Origin of the sequence: Paenibacillus lupini (genome assembly GCF_011761355.1) — a bacterium.
Taxonomy (GTDB): Bacteria; Bacillota; Bacilli; order Paenibacillales; family Paenibacillaceae; genus Pristimantibacillus; species Pristimantibacillus lupini.
The window spans coordinates 211,856-229,396 of the sequence record NZ_JAASRW010000004.1 but is presented as its reverse complement, the minus strand read 5'-3'; the positions used below and the strand labels follow the sequence as shown (position 1 = coordinate 229,396).

General features: G+C 48.9%; 20 protein-coding genes and 1 riboswitch. Of the genes, 4 read left to right on the top strand and 16 right to left on the bottom strand.

Annotation, left to right across the window (positions count from 1 at the left end):
* Positions 1–69: 69 nt before the first annotated feature.
* Both FHS17_RS14510 and FHS17_RS14505 read left to right on the top strand, forming a co-directional pair.
* Positions 70–1,119, top strand: a complete 1,050-nt coding sequence (locus tag FHS17_RS14510) for a YheC/YheD family endospore coat-associated protein (RefSeq protein WP_167279130.1) — start codon at positions 70–72, stop codon at positions 1,117–1,119.
* 13 nt (positions 1,120–1,132) lie between these two features.
* Entirely contained in the window at positions 1,133–2,200 is a 1,068-nt protein-coding gene (locus FHS17_RS14505; RefSeq protein WP_167279129.1) for a CapA family protein, read from the top strand.
* A 218-nt stretch (positions 2,201–2,418) separates the two neighbouring features.
* Here FHS17_RS14505 and FHS17_RS14500 read toward each other — a convergent pair whose 3' ends face one another.
* From FHS17_RS14500 to FHS17_RS14425, 16 genes are all read right to left on the bottom strand, one after another.
* Positions 2,419–2,928, bottom strand: a complete 510-nt coding sequence (locus FHS17_RS14500; protein WP_167279128.1) for a C40 family peptidase — start codon at positions 2,926–2,928, stop codon at positions 2,419–2,421.
* Between the two features lie 299 nt (positions 2,929–3,227).
* The gene (locus FHS17_RS14495; protein WP_167279127.1) at positions 3,228–4,340 is read right to left on the bottom strand and encodes an alpha/beta hydrolase; all 1,113 of its coding nucleotides are present in this window, start codon (positions 4,338–4,340) and stop codon (positions 3,228–3,230) included.
* A 55-nt stretch (positions 4,341–4,395) separates the two neighbouring features.
* Positions 4,396–5,412 carry a KamA family radical SAM protein gene (locus tag FHS17_RS14490; RefSeq protein WP_167279126.1) on the bottom strand — a complete coding sequence of 339 codons (1,017 nt, stop codon included), beginning with the start codon at positions 5,410–5,412 and terminating at the stop codon, positions 4,396–4,398.
* Between the two features lie 184 nt (positions 5,413–5,596).
* Positions 5,597–5,733, bottom strand: a riboswitch (cyclic di-AMP (ydaO/yuaA leader).
* 84 nt (positions 5,734–5,817) lie between these two features.
* Complete coding sequence (locus tag FHS17_RS14485; protein ID WP_167279125.1) at positions 5,818–6,192, bottom strand: hypothetical protein; 375 nt, start codon at positions 6,190–6,192, stop codon at positions 5,818–5,820.
* A 37-nt stretch (positions 6,193–6,229) separates the two neighbouring features.
* The gene (gene thiD / locus FHS17_RS14480) at positions 6,230–7,057 is read right to left on the bottom strand and encodes a bifunctional hydroxymethylpyrimidine kinase/phosphomethylpyrimidine kinase (RefSeq protein WP_167279124.1); all 828 of its coding nucleotides are present in this window, start codon (positions 7,055–7,057) and stop codon (positions 6,230–6,232) included.
* 27 nt (positions 7,058–7,084) lie between these two features.
* The gene (gene thiO, locus FHS17_RS14475) at positions 7,085–8,194 is read right to left on the bottom strand and encodes a glycine oxidase ThiO (protein WP_167279123.1); all 1,110 of its coding nucleotides are present in this window, start codon (positions 8,192–8,194) and stop codon (positions 7,085–7,087) included.
* 41 nt (positions 8,195–8,235) lie between these two features.
* Positions 8,236–9,015 (bottom strand): thiazole synthase, encoded by a 780-nt coding sequence (locus FHS17_RS14470; RefSeq protein ID WP_167279122.1) that lies wholly within the window; start codon positions 9,013–9,015, stop codon positions 8,236–8,238.
* 4 nt (positions 9,016–9,019) lie between these two features.
* Positions 9,020–9,217 carry a sulfur carrier protein ThiS gene (thiS, locus tag FHS17_RS14465; protein ID WP_167279121.1) on the bottom strand — a complete coding sequence of 66 codons (198 nt, stop codon included), beginning with the start codon at positions 9,215–9,217 and terminating at the stop codon, positions 9,020–9,022.
* Complete coding sequence (gene thiE / locus FHS17_RS14460; protein WP_167279120.1) at positions 9,201–9,845, bottom strand: thiamine phosphate synthase; 645 nt, start codon at positions 9,843–9,845, stop codon at positions 9,201–9,203. The genes thiS and thiE overlap by 17 nt, the downstream gene beginning before the upstream one ends.
* A 41-nt stretch (positions 9,846–9,886) precedes the next feature.
* A complete protein-coding gene (locus FHS17_RS14455) occupies positions 9,887–10,909 on the bottom strand; it encodes a thiazole biosynthesis adenylyltransferase ThiF (RefSeq protein WP_167279119.1) in 1,023 nt (340 codons plus the stop codon).
* A 294-nt stretch (positions 10,910–11,203) separates the two neighbouring features.
* Positions 11,204–12,232, bottom strand: a complete 1,029-nt coding sequence (locus tag FHS17_RS14450) for an ABC transporter substrate-binding protein (protein WP_167279118.1) — start codon at positions 12,230–12,232, stop codon at positions 11,204–11,206.
* A gap of 39 nt (positions 12,233–12,271) precedes the next feature.
* A complete protein-coding gene (locus tag FHS17_RS14445) occupies positions 12,272–13,024 on the bottom strand; it encodes an ABC transporter permease (RefSeq protein ID WP_167279117.1) in 753 nt (250 codons plus the stop codon).
* Complete coding sequence (locus FHS17_RS14440) at positions 13,024–13,824, bottom strand: ATP-binding cassette domain-containing protein (RefSeq protein ID WP_167279116.1); 801 nt, start codon at positions 13,822–13,824, stop codon at positions 13,024–13,026. The genes FHS17_RS14445 and FHS17_RS14440 overlap by 1 nt, the downstream gene beginning before the upstream one ends.
* 11 nt (positions 13,825–13,835) lie before the next feature.
* A complete protein-coding gene (gene tenA, locus FHS17_RS14435) occupies positions 13,836–14,522 on the bottom strand; it encodes a thiaminase II (protein ID WP_415639826.1) in 687 nt (228 codons plus the stop codon).
* 249 nt (positions 14,523–14,771) lie between these two features.
* Entirely contained in the window at positions 14,772–14,951 is a 180-nt protein-coding gene (locus FHS17_RS14430; protein ID WP_167279114.1) for a DUF3934 domain-containing protein, read from the bottom strand.
* An 86-nt stretch (positions 14,952–15,037) separates the two neighbouring features.
* The gene (locus FHS17_RS14425; protein WP_167279113.1) at positions 15,038–15,640 is read right to left on the bottom strand and encodes a TetR/AcrR family transcriptional regulator; all 603 of its coding nucleotides are present in this window, start codon (positions 15,638–15,640) and stop codon (positions 15,038–15,040) included.
* 149 nt (positions 15,641–15,789) lie between these two features.
* Between FHS17_RS14425 and FHS17_RS14420 the strand changes: the two genes are divergently transcribed.
* On the top strand, positions 15,790–16,689 hold the full coding sequence (locus FHS17_RS14420; RefSeq protein WP_167279112.1) for an ABC transporter ATP-binding protein: 900 nt from the start codon (positions 15,790–15,792) through the stop codon (positions 16,687–16,689).
* A complete protein-coding gene (locus FHS17_RS14415; protein WP_167279111.1) occupies positions 16,689–17,501 on the top strand; it encodes an ABC transporter permease subunit in 813 nt (270 codons plus the stop codon). Before FHS17_RS14420 ends, FHS17_RS14415 begins: the two co-directional genes overlap by 1 nt.
* Positions 17,502–17,541: the final 40 nt, after the last annotated feature.

Sequence of the window (17,541 nt, the reverse complement as noted above, 5' to 3'; positions counted from 1 at the left end):
AATGTCATGCTTCATATGATAATATACAGTTCCGATTTCAGCCCAAGCCACAGGACAGGAGAACGACAGATGAGCGACATCTTAGGAATCATGACTCATCGGATTGGCCATCCGGGCAGCTTTGCCAGACATGCCAAATCGGCTCTCACCGAGAAATTCAGCGGCATTCTTGTATACACCCCTAGGGATGTTAATTTAACGACCAGAAAAATTACCGGCCACATTTATCGCGGAGGAACCTGGAGCAAGCAGACCATGCCATTTCCAAAAATCAATATGGATATCGGGTTTTATACAGGATCCGATGTCGCTAGAGCTACTCTGGTCAAAAAAGCACCTTCTTTCCCTTTTACCGGCTACGGCATCGGCAATAAGATCCGGATCCAGAAGCATCTGGTCTCGTCTTCTGTACTGAAGCCTTATCTGCTTCCCACAGAACTGGTGAAAAATGCGGGCAGTTTTATCCTCTTTCTTAAAAAATATAGAAGCGTGATGCTCAAACCTATTAACGGCTGGGGCGGAAGAGGTATCGTTCGCGTAACCGTGGAGAAGGATCATTTCAAAGTTCAGACCAACGGAGAGATGACACAAACGATGCATGCCGCGGGTCTCCGTTCTTATGTCCGAAGGGTCATAAGCAAAGAACGGCATATCATGCAGCAGTGGATCGATATCCGTAATAAGCAGGGTATTGTCTTCGATATTCGGTCGCTTATGCAAAAGAGAAACGAAGGGGACTGGCAAACGACGGGGATCGCCGTGCGTGAAGCAAGGCGTGGACGAATTACCTCCAACCTGAAGAGCGGCGGTCATGCTTTTGAAGCAAGAGCCTATCTAAAAAAAGAATTTGGTGACGAAAAAGGAGACGCTCTCGCCAATTCAATTCGAGAGGTTTCAGAATACATTCCTTCCTTTATGGAGAGATCATATCGTTCCCGGCTCTGCGAGCTTGGGATCGATCTCGCAGTTGATACACACGGCAAACTATGGCTGCTCGAGGTTAACATCAAGCCAGGGAAAATGATAATGAGGCAGTTATACGGCCAAAAGGTGTGGGAGCAAACCCTGCATACACATTTTCAATATGCCCGCAGCCTGCTGCCGAAAACCATCAAGTAAACGGAGATGAATCATGAGTACGGAAATAACGATAACCGCGGTCGGGGATTTCCTGATGAAGACGCGAATCATCAACTCTTGCAAAGGCGAGAAGGGTTATTCCTTCGACCATTTGTTTGAGCCAATTGCCCCTTACCTGCGTAACGCCGATCTGACCATCGGTAACCTGGAAACCGTATTCGCGGGCAAAACATCCGATGACGCTTACAGCGTAGTGAAGCGGCATCCGCGGACGAACTGGCCGATGTTCAACTGTCCGGACGCTTTTGCCGATACACTCAAAAATCTTGGCTTCGACTTCGTCTCAACGGCCAACAACCATTGTATGGATAACGGTATTAATGGTCTGAAACGGACACTCCGAATACTAGATAACAAAGGTATTGCCCATACCGGGACGTATCGGACACCTAGTGAAGCGCAGCATGCTGTTATCAAAGAAGTGAAAGGAATCAAGATCGGTTTCCTTGCTTATACGAAAACAACGAATAAAATCCCTGTCCCTTCTGATCACAAATGGGCAGTAGACCTTATTAATCCGACCAAAATGGTCTCGGACTTGAAACGGCTGAAAGCTAAAAAAGTCGATCTGATCATCGTTTCTCTCCATATGGGAAGAGAATATGCCAATTATCCGGTTCAAAAGCAGAAGGACATGGTGCAATTATTATTCAAACACGGCGCAGACATTATTCTGGGAGCTCATTCGCATACGATCCAGCCGGCTGTTTTCTATAAAAGTGGCTCAGGTATCCAAAAATTCGCTATCTATTCCCTCGGTAATATTATCTCAACACGCCTCTACTACAATGACCACACCCTAACAGGACTCATTACACAGCTCCAAGTTCGCAAATTGGACGACGGCTCGATCCGTATCAAAAAGGTCGACTTCATTCCAACGTGGACACGAATATCAAAATCAGGCGGCCGAAGTGCATTCAAGGTCGTCCCGTTATCCCAACATCTCAAAAAGCTGGATTCCACCAACCCAGAAGCCATCCGTATGAAGCGTATGCTCCAGCATGTTAAGCATCATATCGTTAGCGATCCCTCCTCCGTCAACGCGGAAATCATATAAAAAATGGCCGTACGGATATCCCGTACGGCCATTTTTGCATACCCTATTTGTAATTAAAAATAGATTAAAACCCAAACGGAGCAATTCGTATGATTCTGTAGAAGCGTTAGCGTCCGCCTTTGTTCGGGGATTCCCTCCTATACTGCTTCAATCATGGAATCCCCGAACAACAGCGGTCGGAAGAACATACGAATGCGTAGTGAGGCTATTTAATCAAACTATTTAATTACACGACGTCCCACGATGAAACGCTCTTTATAATAGCTAGAGTTAACACTCGAAACAATAACATCGCTCGACGGGCTTGCGTTGTGAATCATTTTGCCATTGCCGATGTAGATACCGACATGACCTACGTCTTTATGGTTTTTCGAACCGCTGTTCCAGAAGAACAACAGGTCGCCTTTTTTGAAGTTGCCGTAGCCTACTTTTGTACCTACTTTAGCTTGATCATCATCATCACGGTTTACAAGTTTAACGCCAACGTTAGCAAGTTTATATACAAGTGCAGTAAAGCCGGAGCAATCTGTTGCGTAAGGTGCTTTCTTCTCTTGACGGTTCTGCCAGCTTACATAATTGACATGACCCTTCAAATTCATTGCAGTTTGGACGATCTTCGCTCTCTTAGCATCTGCAGACGAAGCGGCATCCGCCGTCGTATGTAGCAGCGCTGTTACTGGTAATGCGATAGCCACCAAGAGCATCGCAATTTTTGTCGTAAATTTCATTTGTTGTTCACTCCCTATCTTTGTTGATAGGGCTAATTATAAAGAGGCTCAGAGCTGGATAGTACCCGCAAAAATTGGAAACGAGCGGTAAATGAAAGCGTTATGAATGCTGAAAACTAGGCGTTTCATGGGGTTCATCCACTTTCTGAGAATCATATGAGCTTTGATGAGTATTTTCTTACTTGTTGCTTCGTGGTTCGTATGCTATAATCCGTAATTTTCATATTTTCTCACAATTAAGCCCACTCTCCATAATTAGAGAGCGGGCTCACTTACGGCTTAAAGCCGTGTCTCTTCTATTATAATTCTTTTAAAGCTTCGGCAATTTCGATACACAGATCCTCGGCTTGCGGTACAAAGCCTAAGCGATCGATGAATGCATGGGTACAGCCTTTATAACGAATCGTCTTAACCGGAACACCCGCTTCAGCAAGCTGCTTGCTGTAAACTTCCGACTGAATTCGCAAACCATCGAATTCTGCTCCAATGCACAGCGTGCGCGGCAATCCTTTGCTGTCCCCTAGAAGTGGACTGACATATGGATTGCGAACGTCCTCCTCACTTGGCAGATAGTTCTTCCATGCTTTTTTCCCTTCAGGGTCAGCCTTCGTTGGTCGTCCGATACCAAGCATCGGATCAATCATCGCCCTTTGCTCCTCCGCCATCTCGAACTGCGACAGCTCCCAGCGATAGCCTTTCACATCATTAAGGAAGGTGACACATGGATAGATCAACACCTGCTGGGCAATCATACGAGTGCCTAGATCCCGGTCTTTGAGCGCTGCTGCTGCAGTTAAGTTGCCACCTGCACTATCGCCGCCAACCGCGATCCGGTTCCGGTCTATGCCATACTCCTCCGCATGCTCGTAAATATATTGAACGGCGTTAAAGCAATCATTAAAACCATTCGGGAATTTATGCTCCGGGGCCAGCGAATAATCAATATTAAAGACGACGGCATCCGCCAGTTCGGCAATCAGCCGGCATGGATTCTCAACCGCAAATACCGTTCCGCCGATCCATCCGCCGCCGTGAATATAAATGAGACAGGGTTTGTTCGGCTTGCGCATCGATTTACGCGGATAATACCGCCAAAGGCCAACCTCATTATCGCCAAGCTGTATCCGTTCATAACCCGTGTATATCTCGATCGTATTCAAGTTCCGATTCGGAAAACCCATTGAATCTCGAATGAGCTGAAGCTGCTGCTCCGGAGTAGGTGGCGCGGCAGGTGGGGCCTGTTGCTGTCTGGCCTCAATCCCCTGCCTGATCAGTTTAAGCTCATACGGATCCAAGTAACCTGCTCTTGTCTCTTCCGGATTACCTTTTACAATAACCGATGTTCCGTTCAAAATTACTTCTTCCTGCTGAGCCTGCAAAGCATTGACGAGTTCTTGACTGTACTCTCTCATTAAATAGAAGCCTCCCGGGATGTGAGTTACTATCCCTAACTACTTCTACTTCAATTCAAGAACATCCTTTATTCACTTTAGGAAGTTGTTCCTGCGATATATATACCGTATGGTCATCATGATCGGTCAAATCATCAATCCAAGCGGCTTCAGGCGGGCAGTCGAGCATCATGAAACGTCCATTGCCATATTCTTTATAATGATGATATTTCACATAGGCTTTGCCGCCTTCAATATCAAGAAGCTCAATTTTGCCGTAGGTATGTGCCATTAATAATCTAATGCGCTGACCAAGCTCTGCGGTCAGTACTTTTGCTTGCTCTACAATGGAATAAATGCTCTTCAGAGACAAAACGGAATCAGCGTATGCGGTATGAGGACGGTTAACGATAAAGGAATAAGGCGTAATCCCGGCTCTGGACAATTGATCGATCAGCTTGCCTAGTACAAGCGGGTCATTATTGACGCCTTTAACAATAGGGGTTTGATTGACGACTACAGCTCCTGCCTGATGCAGCGCATTAAAGGCTTTCTTCGCTTCTGCCGTTATTTCGCGCGGATGATTAATGGAAGTCATGATATAAATCCGTTTCTCTGGACTTGAGAACTTATGAAGCATATCTAACAGCTCGGAATCCTCATAGATCCGCATCGGGTTAAAGATCGGAATTCTAGAGTCCAGTCGGATCGTACCTACATGATCCATTTCCCGCAGCTGTTCAATAATTCGGCGCAGCTTGGATGTAGCTAATAAGAGGCTGTCTCCACCAGTCAGTACAACTTTATGGATTTCGGTATGTTCTGCAATATAGGCAAGTCCTTCTGCAGCATGGGAGACGGAGAGCAACGCCATCGAATGGTAGACATGCTTACAGCCACTAGTGTCCTCCAAAGTCTCTCCGTGAGCTTCCCCGGCTGTTGCAATCAGGTGCTTACGGATCGGATCCTTCGGATCATCCCAGTCAATCAAGTTTAAGTAGTAATCATTGACGCGAAAATGCTTCTTAAGCCGCTCTCTCTCCGCCTCTGACAGCCCTGCCGATCTTCCTTTATCAGCCATTGGTTGTACCATTCGTCATCCCTCCAAAAGGTTTGTTGACTTTCTCACCTACTTGCCGGGAAGTCCATCCCACCCCCACAATAAATAAAAAAAGACCCCAGCAGCACAGAGCATAGGCATGCTCTGTGTGCATGTGGGCCTTTAAACAGAAAAAGACCCTGTTAAAGGGTCTAATAATTCGCAATGTTATTCGCAAAAGACCCATCTCAAGCTGACGAGGTTAGCTGACGGGCTCGGGATAGATGGTTCCCTACAGCCAAAGACTGGCTGATTCGCCCCAAAAGATTGGTTTCCCCGCTTCTCGGCGTACCGAGAACTAAGCTTATTGTAATTATCTCACAATTCTTAATATTGTCAATAATTAAGTAAATAAAAATCCCGCCCAAATTTCGCGGTCGGGATCCCTGCTATGCTCACTCACTTTTTATCCACCTGAAGAAGAGATAAGTGCTTGACGGAATACGTATCTTTAATTGTATCTTCTGAGATAACATTCAGCTTAATCAGACCGGCGATTTTGGAGGAGTCAGGCTTTGAGAGCAGCCGCCATACTTCCGGATCCGGAAGAGCTGCGAACAGCTTTGTCTCGTCGAATTCCTTGCGCTCCTGTGCGACAATCTTCACTTTATAGCTTCCAATCTCAAGTTCCGAGAGCTCCTGCTCGGTACAATGCTTCACAATTTCACCGCGCAGCTCAGATAATTCCTGCTCAATCTCTTTCTGCTTCTGCTTCAATCGGTAATATCGTTTAACCGTCTTGTCTTCCACATTATTCACGCTCCTCTTTCTCATATATATGATCAAAAGAGCGGAATTAGGACAAGACATGCTATTGCGGGACAGGTCCTCTGCGGCGGTAAGCCCAGTGGTTGGTCGGGCCATGTCCACTGCCGATAGAAATGCTATCCTCAATAGCCGCTTGAATGTAAGCTTTTGCTTGACGTACTGCTTCCTCTATTCCAAGTCCCTCTGCGAGGCCTGCTGTCAGAGCTGCCGAATACGTACAGCCGGTGCCATGTGTACGCGCTGTCTCGATTCGCTTGCCCGACAACTCGCTGAAGCTGCTGCCGTCGAACAACAAATCAACTGCTTCTGCTCCTGCTTCATGCCCACCCTTGATAAGGACATATTTGGCGCCAAAATCAACAAGCTTCTTCGCTGCTTCTACCTTATCGGCTTTATTGCGGATTCCCATCCCAGTTAGATACTCAGCTTCTGGAATGTTAGGCGTAATAATCATCGTAAGCGGGAGCAGCTTGCGGGTGAGCGCTCGGATCGCATCCGCTTGAAGCAGTGAAGCTCCTCCTTTGGCAATCATCACAGGATCAATCACTACCTTCGTCCAGCCGAAGAAAACAATCGCCTCTGCGACCGCCTCGATGATCTCCGCGCTGAATAACATTCCTGTCTTTATCGCATCAACACCAATATCGCTGCCTACGGAATGAATTTGTGCTGTTACTGCTTCCTTTGTCAGCGGGAATACGCCTTGAACACCAAGTGTATTTTGCGCAGTTACTGCAGTCAGGGCAGACATGCCGTACACGCCTAGCTCCTGGAACGTTTTCAAATCTGCCTGAATACCGGCTCCGCCGCCGCTGTCTGAACCAGCAATTGTCAAAGCTCTTGCCACGTTCCCTTTTATGTACTCCGACATCTTAAGTCTAACCTCCTTTCTATTGTATTAATGAGTAAAACGTTCAGGTGCAAACGCCGATAACGGACTGCCACCACCATCGATATAATCGGCAACAACCTGCGCCGTTACCGGGCTAAGCAAAATACCATTGCGATAATGGCCAGCCGCCATAACGACACGGCCGGCAGATTGCTTTAAAGGGCCGAGCAGCGGAAAACCATCCTGCGTGGAAGGCCGAAGGCCTGCCCAGCGATGGAATGGCTCCTGCTCCGCCAGGAACGGGAACGCCTGCTTATTCCATTTGCGCAGCCGCTCGATTCCGCGCTCCGTAACGCTCGTATCAAACCCCGCTACATCCTCGGATGCACCGCAGACAAGTGTGCCGTTCTCCTTGGCAACCAGGTATCCTTGATTGCAGAACACCATATGCTGTACCGGCTTCACTTCCGCCTCATACGCACAGATCTGTCCTCGGATCGGGTATACCGGAATGCGGATATCAAATGCCTCTTCCAGTTCCTGCGCCCACGCGCCGTTGCAGACAACGAGCCGATCGCCAGTGAAGCTTTGGCCATCCTGCGAGGCAACAACGATATCATTACGCCATTCGGCAACAGTCACCTTACCTAGCTGCTCAAAGATCTGAACGCCGATTAATCGGCATGCATGCTCAAGTGCCAGAACATAATCCGGCGCATACACGTGGCTTTCCTCTGGTGTGTATAGGGCTGCTTTCACATCGCGCGACAACATCGGCTCCTGACGGAACAACGCATCCCCCTCCAGCACAATACCACTTGAAGCATGCTCATTCTGCCAGAGACGCCGCCCTTCTAGAGCAAGGCGATCAGCTTCATGGTAGGCAATATAAAGGCTGCCCGATTCGGTATATTCAAAGGCTCGACCGGATATGCGGCGAACCTCATTCCGCCAAGCCGGATACAGCCGTAAGCTTTCCTTGCACAGATGGAAAAAGTCATCCGGCCCTTCTACATTTTCCGAGTAAGGCGCCAGCATCCCGGCAGCAGCACCGGAGGCTTGCCCGCCGCAGCGGCCAATCTCCAGTACAGTCACTTGATGCCCCCGCTTCTGCAGCTCAAAAGCGCAGGAGAGACCAACAACGCCTCCGCCCATAATGACAATTGTTTCTCCCATGGTTAAACCAGCTTTCTATTTATTAATCCAAGATGATAGGACTATTTCACAATAAACTGTTCATGCCCGCTGCTTGCAGAGGCGTAACGTTTCTTCGATATCCGTCCAGACAAATACGACAGACGGCCTGCTTCAATGGCGAGTCTCATCGCCCGAGCCATACCAACAGGGTCCTTCGCCTTCGCTACCGGCGTATTCATTAATACGCCAGAAACACCAAGCTCCATCGCCTGCGCGACATCGCTGACCGATCCGAGACCTGCATCCACGATAATCGGCACCTTCGCTTCTTCTACGATAAGGCTAATATTATAAGGGTTCAGAATCCCAAGACCTGTACCTATAGGGGCAGCGCCAGGCATAACCGCTGCTGCTCCAGCTTCCTCCAGCCTTTTGCACAGAATCGGATCATCCGACGTATAAGGGAGAACCGTAAAGCCTTCTTTTACGAGAATTTCCGTTGCCTTCAGTGTCTCAAGCGGATCCGGCAGCAGCGTGCGCTCATTTGCGCTGATCTCTACCTTAATCCAATCGCTAAGCCCTGAAGCACGAGCTAGTCTTGCGATCCGCACCGCTTCCTCTGCTGTGCTGGCTCCCGACGTGTTCGGCAGGTATTGGAACGATTCACCTTCCACGTGCTGCAGAATCGAATCATCCTCCGTTGATGCGAGGTTAATCCTGCGAATAGCGAAGGTTAATACTTCCGCCCCGGACTCCCGGATTGCTTCCTTTTGCACATAAGGGCTTGGGAATAATCCCGTCCCGATAAAAAAGCGCGAGGTCAGCTCATGTCCTCCAATATGCCATACATCCTTCTTCATCTGCTCAGCCTCCCCCAACAAAATGAACCAGTTCGATCTTCATCAGCGGTCGAACCTCGATGTCCGGCCACTGTTCCTTCGCAACAATCTCGCCGTCCGCTTCCACGACAAGCGGCCGTCCTTCTAAGCCAAAATGAACAACAACATCCTGAATCGTCGTTGCGTCCAGTTCTTTGGCCTCACCATTAATGATCAGCTGCATGAGATTGCCCCGCTCCTTCCAGCTTGCGGAGGAAGGCCTGGCAGGTACCTGCGACATCAGAGCTTCCGACGATCTCGCTGACCGCACAAATACGGGTAGCTCCTGCTGCAATAACCTCATCCACGTTGCTGAGCTTAATACCGCCAATCGCAACATATGGGATATTAACCCGCTCCGTAACCTGCTTCACATAATCAACCGTCACCGGATCAACAACGTCCACCTTCGTCTTCGTTGCGAAAACCGGACCAACCCCGATATAGTCGGCGCCTTGCTCCTCTGCAAGCAGCGCTTCCTCAATCGCATGCGTGGAAATTCCGATGATTTTATTGCCGACACGGCGTCTTGCTTCTACAAGCGATACATCATCCTGTCCGAGATGAACACCGTCTGCGTCTACTTCCAGCGCAATGTCGATATAATCATTCACGATAAAGGTCACACCGTATTTACGGGTCAGCTCGCGCAGCGCTTTTGCTTTGCTTAGCACTACTTCAGGGCTGCTGTCTTTGTCCCGCAGTTGAACGATGTCAACGCCGCCCTTCATCGCTTCCTCCATCACTTCCAGCATCTCCCGGCCCGGGTGGAACTGTTCTCCCGTTATCGCATACAGACGAAACTCCTTCATCCTGCTCTCATCTCCCTCTTATGTGTTAATGAATGATTTTCTTAATAGCCGATATACCGGGCATACAACGTCTTGGCGCGCACAATATCCTCTGTCCCCTGCACAAGAACTCTGCCATCTGGGAATAGGACAAGCCGTTCGCCTTCCGGCAGCTCAGCTTTCAGCAAATACGCATTAAGCTCTACCTTTACCGCAGCAGGCTCCAGCCGTTTATGCCATTGCTCCAGATTAAGAGGCCCATGTCCACTGATCTGAACCGTACTGCGTCCACATAACGAGACTGTCTGATCCGTCTCCGTCACTTGCAGCGCCGGGTACTCCTTGAGCTGGCAGCAAGGGCATTCTTTTGCCGCTTCACCCAGCTTCATCTCGTAGTAGTAATTGCTCCACAGATCAAAAGTGACAAGACTGTTTCGTCTTGCTTTGTCCGCTTCAACCAAATATTTAAGCGCCTCTACCGCTTGGTAGGAGGCGACAATATCAACAACCGGCGCAATAACGCCAATGGTATCGCAGGTTTGGCCGCCGCTGTCCGCCGAAGGCAGGAAGCAGCGCAGGCAAGGCGTCTTGCCCGGCACCAGAATCGCGCTCATGCCGCGCGAGCTTACTGCACCGCCATAGGTGAAAGGAATACCTCTGCGGAAACAGGCATCGTTCAGCAGGAACCGTGTCTGGAAGTTATCAGTACCGTCGAGCACCAGATCCATACCGCCCAGCAAATCGTCGATATTATGGACCGTTACATCCGCCACTACCGCTTCAATCTTCACATCCGAGTTGATGCGGCGAAGCTTCCGCTCGGCAGCAATCGCCTTCGGATACCCCTCCCGTACATCATCCTCATCGTACAGCATTTGACGCTGCAGATTACTTTTCTCCACATAGTCCCGGTCCACGATCCGAACCATTCCGACGCCTGCCCGAACCATATGATTGGCCAGTACGGTACCAAGCGCGCCCATGCCAATGATGCATACGGCGCTTTCGCTCAGCTTCTGCTGACCACTTTCGCCGATAGGGGCGAACAGCATCTGCCTTGAATATCTCTCCAGTCTCTCATCCATCTGCCAAACCTCCTAAAAAGAATTGTCACACTAATGGCTCTTAAAGGCCATTGTGGCAATTCTTACTTCGTAAGCATTCGCTTAAAGAATTGTCACACTAATGGGCTCTTAAAAGCCATTGTGGCAATTCTTACTTCGTAAGCATTCGCTTAAAGAATTGTCACACTAATGGGCTCTTAAAGGCCATTGTGGCAATTCTTACTTCGTAAGCATTCGCTTAAAGAATTGTCACACAAATGGCCTCTTTAAGGCCATTGTGGCGATTCTTACATCGCAAGCATCAACCAATATTGCCTACAAATTGCGGAAAGCATCCGCCGCCTTTACCGGCGTCTTAATCTGATCTTGCTCTGTCAGCCAATTGATCACCTTGTTCCAGGACTCCTCCGTCTGGCTGCCAAAAGCTTCTTCACCCGCGTCCATCAGCGGGAGCAAAATAGATAAGCTTTGCTTCTCGATATCAGCATCCAGCGGGAAGTCTGTGCTCTGCTTATCGAGCAGCAGCTGTAAGGCTTCATCCGGATGGCTTGCCGTATACGCTTGGCCTTTGGCTGCGGCTGCAAGGAAACGTTTTATCGTGTCACCTTTGCTGTCCAGCTCTTTCTCACTTGCCGTCAGTACAAGCTCATAATAATCCGGTACGCCATAATCCGCTGGATTGAACGAGGTAAGCTTCTCGCCTTCCTTCTCGAGCAGCAGCTTCTCATGATTGATATAACCACCAATAATACCGTCAACACGTTTTGTCGTCATCGCCGGGATCAGATCCCAGCCGATATCTACATAATCTAATTTCGACGGATCGCCTCCGTCTGCCTGCACCATCGTGTTAACAAGCGCTTCATCAAGCGGAACGGATGGATACCCGACTTTTTTTCCGATAAGATCCTTAGGACTCTTAATACCCGAAGCCTCAGTTACAAACAGCTGATTCAACGGATGACGGACGATCGCCCCAACGGAGACAACCGGAATCTCTTCCGCTCGTGCTAATGCAACTTGCATTTGATAGCTGAGCGCCAGATCAGCCTTGCCTGTAGCTACAAGCTTCAGTGCATCTGTCGTATCGGCAGGCATCTGCAGCTTAACTTTAAGCCCTTCTTCTGCAAAATACCCCTGCTCCTCCGCCGCATACAAAAAGGTATGTACCGCATTCGGATACCAATCCAATAAGACGGTCAACTCTTCCGTTTCTTTTTCTTTTCCTGCGCTGCTGCCGGAATTATTGCTGTCCTTCGTGGAGGAACAAGCTGCCAGCAGTAAAGTGAATACGAGTCCTACGGCTAATCCTGATTTGATGAATCGATTATTAGACCAAAACATAATTAAAACTCCCTTCAAATGCCTTTCAAATGGCTAACTCTAGCCATTTCGACGGTGCCCAAGCATCAGTCTCTCTATGAATTGTGCAGCAACAAACAAGGCAACTCCCATTAGGGACAGCAGCAGTACTCCGGCGAACACATCATCGCCGCGCAGCATATTTGCCGCTCGTTTCGTAAATACGCCAAGGCCAGCTTCTCCGCCAAGCCATTCGCCAAGTGTTGCACCTCCAACACTGATCGCGGCTGCCATCTTGAGTCCAGTGAAGAAGGAAGGCAGCGCGGAAGGGATCTTCCACTTGAGGAACAGCTGTGTTCTTCCCGCACCCATCGATCGAAGCAGTTCTCCGATCTCGCGATCTGCTGTACGGAATCCGTCTGCGGTATTAACCGCAACTGGGAAGAATGTAAATAAGATAACGACCGCAACCTTGCTCCCCATCTCATAACCAAACCACATGACCATAATTGGCGACAGCGCGATAATCGGAATCGTCTGCGAAGCAACGATCAGCGGGTAAATCGTTTTACGAGCGAGGCTTGAGCTGTCAATCCAGATCGCAGACAACATGCCGCATAGGATGGAGAAGGTTAGCCCAAGCAGCGCTTCCCACAGCGTTATAACAAAATGCTTGCCTAGAAGTGCTGCGTTATCCCCTATCGCGGCGAAAACATCCGACAGTCTCGGAATGATATATGGTGGAATATCGAATACCATCGTTCCAACTTCCCAGCACGCCGCTAAAAGAACAATGAATAGAACGATCGGCAGCTTCTCTATCCATTTCCGCATCAGCTGTTACCTCCTTCCAAGGTGGAGGTAATCCGGCCAAGTTGCGAGAGCAGCTGCCGCTTGAGCGCCACAAATCGTTCATCCAAGGTGGTCTCGTATGTACGTGGACGAGGCAATTCTACCTCTAACGGCTCCAGCTTGGTAATCGGCCTTGTTGCTGCAATTAACACTCGATCCGACAGCAGAAGCGCTTCGTCGATATCATGTGTGATGAACAGGATTGTCTTCCGATGCTTCTCCCACACCTGGAGCAGCCATTGCTGCATGCTTACCCGTGTCATAGCATCAAGTGCGCTAAACGGCTCATCAAGGAGCAGCAGTTCTCCGCCGCCTAGCAGCGAACGGAGGAAGGATACCCGCTGCCGCATTCCTCCAGACAGCTCATGTGGATATTTCGTTTCCGTACCGGCAAGCCCCAATTCCGGCAGCAGTTCAAGCACTCTGCTTCGGGCATCCCGCTTTGATACTCCTGCAAGTTCTAAGCCTATTGCTGCGTTATCCAGCACAGTCCGCCAAGGCATCAGGCAGTCACGCTGAGGCATGTAGCCAATCCCGCTGCGGCTTCCTTGCCCATGCCCTTGCCCAGCCCCGGCTACACGAATCGTGCCGGCGTTTGGCTGAAGCAGACCTGCCAGCAGGCGGAACAGGGTTGTTTTGCCCATACCGCTTGCCGCTACGATACTGACAAATTGCCCTTGTGGAATGTCCAGGTCAAGCCCTTCGAACAACGGCTCCTCGCCATCAAATCGGTAGGTTAATCCCTTAATCGATAAACCTGCATGCCTTTCTTCTACAGTCACTTGCTGCCCGCTCACACCGGCCAGCCTTTCAGCCTGTAAGCCATATCCCAGAACATATATTCAAGCTTGGAAGCCATGATAAAATGCTGCTCGAGCTTTGCAAGCTCCTGCTCTGGCAATCCGTCTGCCAGTTGATCCATGATGCCGATGCACCAGTCCGTCAGTTCGCCAAACTCATCAGAGCTGTACATCAGAACCCAATCACGGTAAAGCGAATGGTCCATTACGCCAGGCCCAGCAGCTGCGAACAAAACGCCAATCTCGCGGTAGCTCCACATACAAGGCAGCACCGCAGCCGCAACCTCAGCAAGAGAGCCATGTGCGGCAACGTCGAGTAAGTATTTGGTATAAGCGATTGTAGTTGGAGAAGGTTCCGTTCTCTCTAGCTCTTCCTGGGTGACGCCAAAGCGCTCGGCATACTGCCGATGCAGCCCCATCTCCACATTAAGAATCGAGTGGCACAGCTCAGAGAACTTCCCCATCGTTTGGAGGTCGGTTGCCTTAATGCTGCCGTAAGCGAACATTTTGGCATAATCGATTAAGTAGATGTAGTCTTGCTTGAGGTAAAAAATAAACTTCGCGGGATCCAGCGTCCCAGCCTTTAATTCCTCGAGAAAAGGATGCCGATGGCTCTGTTCCCAGATCATCTTCGAGCTCTCATACAGTCTTTCGCTAAACTTGCTTGTTTGTGTTTGCATTTGCATTGTTCCTTGTCACTCCTCTGCTTTAGTAACCATTGGTAACTAAACATGAAGGCGTTCGAACAACAGAAAAAACCACTCGAGAATACACGAATGGTTACAATTCAATCGGTTCTCTACGCCAGCATTACCTGGTTCAGATTAACGGTCAGGCAAACAAGTTACCTATCTCAGCCGGACTTTATCCAGCACCCGCACGCATTATGCAATTGAATCAACTATAACGGATATGTGAAATTTAGGCAATCACTTGCTTACTTTTTCTCCGCCTCCGGCTCCGCCAGCTTCTTCCTTCTTGTCAGTTGCAGCTTTGGTTCCTTTGCCGAAGATCCGTTTGGCGCTCTTCTGCTTTGCTGCTTTATCCCAGCGGCTCCAGCCCTTCTTGCCCGTTCCTTGCCCGATACCGCTCTTCTTTGCTTTCGTCAATCGATACAGCTCCCTTGTCTTCTCTACTACGGTGTATTGTACCAATAGCAAGGCAGGAATAGCAATCTAACAATAAATCCATTTGCCTAGAGGCTTGGCTCAATCCCACATATGCCGTAGAAGAACAGATGAATAAACTCTTCGAAAAACACATCCCCTTGGCCGCTATGCTCTGCTTGTTCAAGCAGCATACGAGATTGTGCGTTAAACATGTTGATATAAGCCAATATCGCAGTCGTAGATACTTTATCCGAGATTTCTCCCTTTTGCTTGTAGCCTTCAATCAGCTTGGTGACAAGCGGCAAGCCCTTCGTCCGGTAAATCTCATCGATATCCCGGCTGATCTCTTCATCCGAACGCATCATTTCCTGAATGGCAGCTGGTGTGAATTTACGGAAAGCCTCCTTATCCTCCAGAATGATGTACTCCACAAACTGCTTAAAGGACGGCTGACCTTCAATAAAACGTTCAAACTCCTCTACTTTGCCCCAGTAATATTGCTTGAAGACATCCCGAATAAGCTCTTCCTTGCTGCCAAAATAATTATAGATCGTTACTTGAGACACACCCGCTTCTGCGGCGATATCGGCAATGCGAATATTTTTAGGCTCACAGGTTTGAAGCATCTCCAGAACGACTGTCCTGATTCTTGCTTTCAACTGCTCGGCTCTTTTTTCAAATCCGTTCATTTTACCCTCCGGCTTTAATAGGAATTAATGAAATTATAGCACATAAATATTTCATAACCCATTGACTTACGTTTGGGCCGAGCCTATCATAATTATGAAATATAAGACGTTAATTATTTCATAACTTTTCGAAAAGAGGTGCGGTCAGCATGCTGGTCGTAGACGGTTTAACGAAGCTTTTTCAAGGTGGAAAAGGGATTACTGATGTCTCCTTCACTGTGGAGCAAGGTGAGGTATTTGGCTTTCTTGGACCTAACGGTGCGGGCAAATCCACAACGATCCGCCATATTATGGGCTTCATGAAGCCCGATCGCGGCAGTGCAGCCATTAAAGGTCTTAATACTTGGGAGAAGCAAGGTGCGGTTCAGAAGCTGGTCGGGTATTTGCCGGGAGAGATTGCGTTTATTGAGGGGATGTCGGGGAAGGAGTTTCTTGATTTTCTAGCCCGTATGCAGCGCGTGGACAGCTCTGTGAAACGCGAGCAGCTAATTAATCGGCTTCAGTTCGATGTGAATACTCCTATCCGGAAAATGTCCAAAGGGATGAAGCAAAAGGTTGGCATCGTCGCTGCCTTTATGCATAGCCCGGAGTTTATTATTTTGGATGAGCCCACTTCCGGCCTTGATCCATTAATGCAGCAGCTCTTTATCGAGCTTGTGCTGGAAGAGAAAGCCCGGGGCACAACTTTTCTTATGTCCTCGCATAGCTTCCCGGAGATCGAACGGACTTGTGATCGCGCCGCAATCATTAAGGATGGACGCCTAGTGGCAACAAATAATATTCATGAGCTGCAATCGATGCAGCGGAAGCTGCTTGTGATTGTATTCGAGCATGTGGAAGATGCGGGTGCGTTCATGCAGAACGGCAATGTGCCGATAGAGTCACATGATGGAAGAAGGGTAACCGTGGCTGTGCAGGGTAATTACAACGAGCTTATTCATGAAGCCGCGAAATATAAAGTACGCAGCCTGGACATCACGGCGCAAAATCTCGAAGATGTCTTTATGCAGTATTACGACCGAAGCGCTGACAAGGGGGCTGTTAGCTGATGAACCTCCCATTATTCAAGCAAATGATGAAGATTCATGCGAAGGGGATGAGCAATTATGCTTTTGGCTCAGCCTTCTATATTCTGCTTATGTTCTGGCTTTATCCCGGTATTGCGGACAATACGGGAGCGCTGAATGAACTGCTGAAATCGATGCCTGAGGGCATCGTAAACGCCTTTAATATTCAAGGCGGCTTTGGCAGCATGGAAGCCTTCATCTCTGGCGAATATTACGGACTTATATTACCTCTTCTGCTTTCTATTTTCAGCATTATGCTATCTACTGGACTGATGGCCCGCTTGGTGGATCAAGGCTCAATGGCTTACTTGCTCTCCACACCAACAACCCGCCGGCAGATTGCCACAACGCAAGCAGGCGTGCTGTCCACAGGACTTCTGCTTATTATGGTTGTGACAACTGCAGCAGGAATGCTCGGGTATATCTGGTTTATTGGCGATAAATATGAGTTTAACGGTGCTCGATATATTCAAATGAATGTCGTTGCTTGGATGCTGTTTATCGCTGCAAGTGGCATCGCTTTTTTCCTGTCTTCGATCATGAACGATGAGAAAAAAGCACTCGGAACCTCCGGTTTTATCGTATTTGGGATGTTTGCCCTCGATATGCTCGGTAAAATCAGCGGCAGCGTCGAGTGGCTGCGATACGCCTCCATCTTCTCGCTGTACCGGCCAAGCGATATCGCTGCGGGTAACGGACATCCGCTGCTCGCAGCAATAATCTTACTCGCTATTGGTCTCGCCAGCTTTGCCGCAGGTATTATCGCCTTCAGCAAACGTGATTTGCCGCTGTAGCGGCAGTATTTACCGGGATTACTGACGATTTACGTGCCTT

Bases quoted from the DNA above. Each gene is read 5' to 3' on its own strand.
- FHS17_RS14445 (WP_167279117.1), bottom strand. From the start codon at position 13,024: ATGCGGAAATGGATAGAGAAGCTGCCGATCGTTCTATTCATTGTTCTT.
- FHS17_RS14495 (WP_167279127.1), bottom strand. From the start codon at position 4,340: ATGAGAGAGTACAGTCAAGAACTCGTCAATGCTTTGCAGGCTCAGCAG.
- FHS17_RS14470 (WP_167279122.1), bottom strand. From the start codon at position 9,015: ATGAAGAAGGATGTATGGCATATTGGAGGACATGAGCTGACCTCGCGC.
- FHS17_RS14505 (WP_167279129.1), top strand. From the start codon at position 1,133: ATGAGTACGGAAATAACGATAACCGCGGTCGGGGATTTCCTGATGAAG.
- FHS17_RS14490 (WP_167279126.1), bottom strand. From the start codon at position 5,412: ATGGTACAACCAATGGCTGATAAAGGAAGATCGGCAGGGCTGTCAGAG.
- FHS17_RS14415 (WP_167279111.1), top strand. From the start codon at position 16,689: ATGAACCTCCCATTATTCAAGCAAATGATGAAGATTCATGCGAAGGGG.
- FHS17_RS14485 (WP_167279125.1), bottom strand. From the start codon at position 6,192: ATGAGAAAGAGGAGCGTGAATAATGTGGAAGACAAGACGGTTAAACGA.
- thiS (WP_167279121.1), bottom strand. From the start codon at position 9,217: ATGCAGCTGATCATTAATGGTGAGGCCAAAGAACTGGACGCAACGACG.
- FHS17_RS14450 (WP_167279118.1), bottom strand. From the start codon at position 12,232: ATGTTTTGGTCTAATAATCGATTCATCAAATCAGGATTAGCCGTAGGA.
- FHS17_RS14510 (WP_167279130.1), top strand. From the start codon at position 70: ATGAGCGACATCTTAGGAATCATGACTCATCGGATTGGCCATCCGGGC.
- tenA (WP_415639826.1), bottom strand. From the start codon at position 14,522: ATGCAAACACAAACAAGCAAGTTTAGCGAAAGACTGTATGAGAGCTCG.
- FHS17_RS14455 (WP_167279119.1), bottom strand. From the start codon at position 10,909: ATGGATGAGAGACTGGAGAGATATTCAAGGCAGATGCTGTTCGCCCCT.
- thiO (WP_167279123.1), bottom strand. From the start codon at position 8,194: ATGGGAGAAACAATTGTCATTATGGGCGGAGGCGTTGTTGGTCTCTCC.
- FHS17_RS14420 (WP_167279112.1), top strand. From the start codon at position 15,790: ATGCTGGTCGTAGACGGTTTAACGAAGCTTTTTCAAGGTGGAAAAGGG.
- FHS17_RS14500 (WP_167279128.1), bottom strand. From the start codon at position 2,928: ATGAAATTTACGACAAAAATTGCGATGCTCTTGGTGGCTATCGCATTA.
- thiD (WP_167279124.1), bottom strand. From the start codon at position 7,057: ATGTCGGAGTACATAAAAGGGAACGTGGCAAGAGCTTTGACAATTGCT.
- thiE (WP_167279120.1), bottom strand. From the start codon at position 9,845: ATGAAGGAGTTTCGTCTGTATGCGATAACGGGAGAACAGTTCCACCCG.
- FHS17_RS14425 (WP_167279113.1), bottom strand. From the start codon at position 15,640: ATGAACGGATTTGAAAAAAGAGCCGAGCAGTTGAAAGCAAGAATCAGG.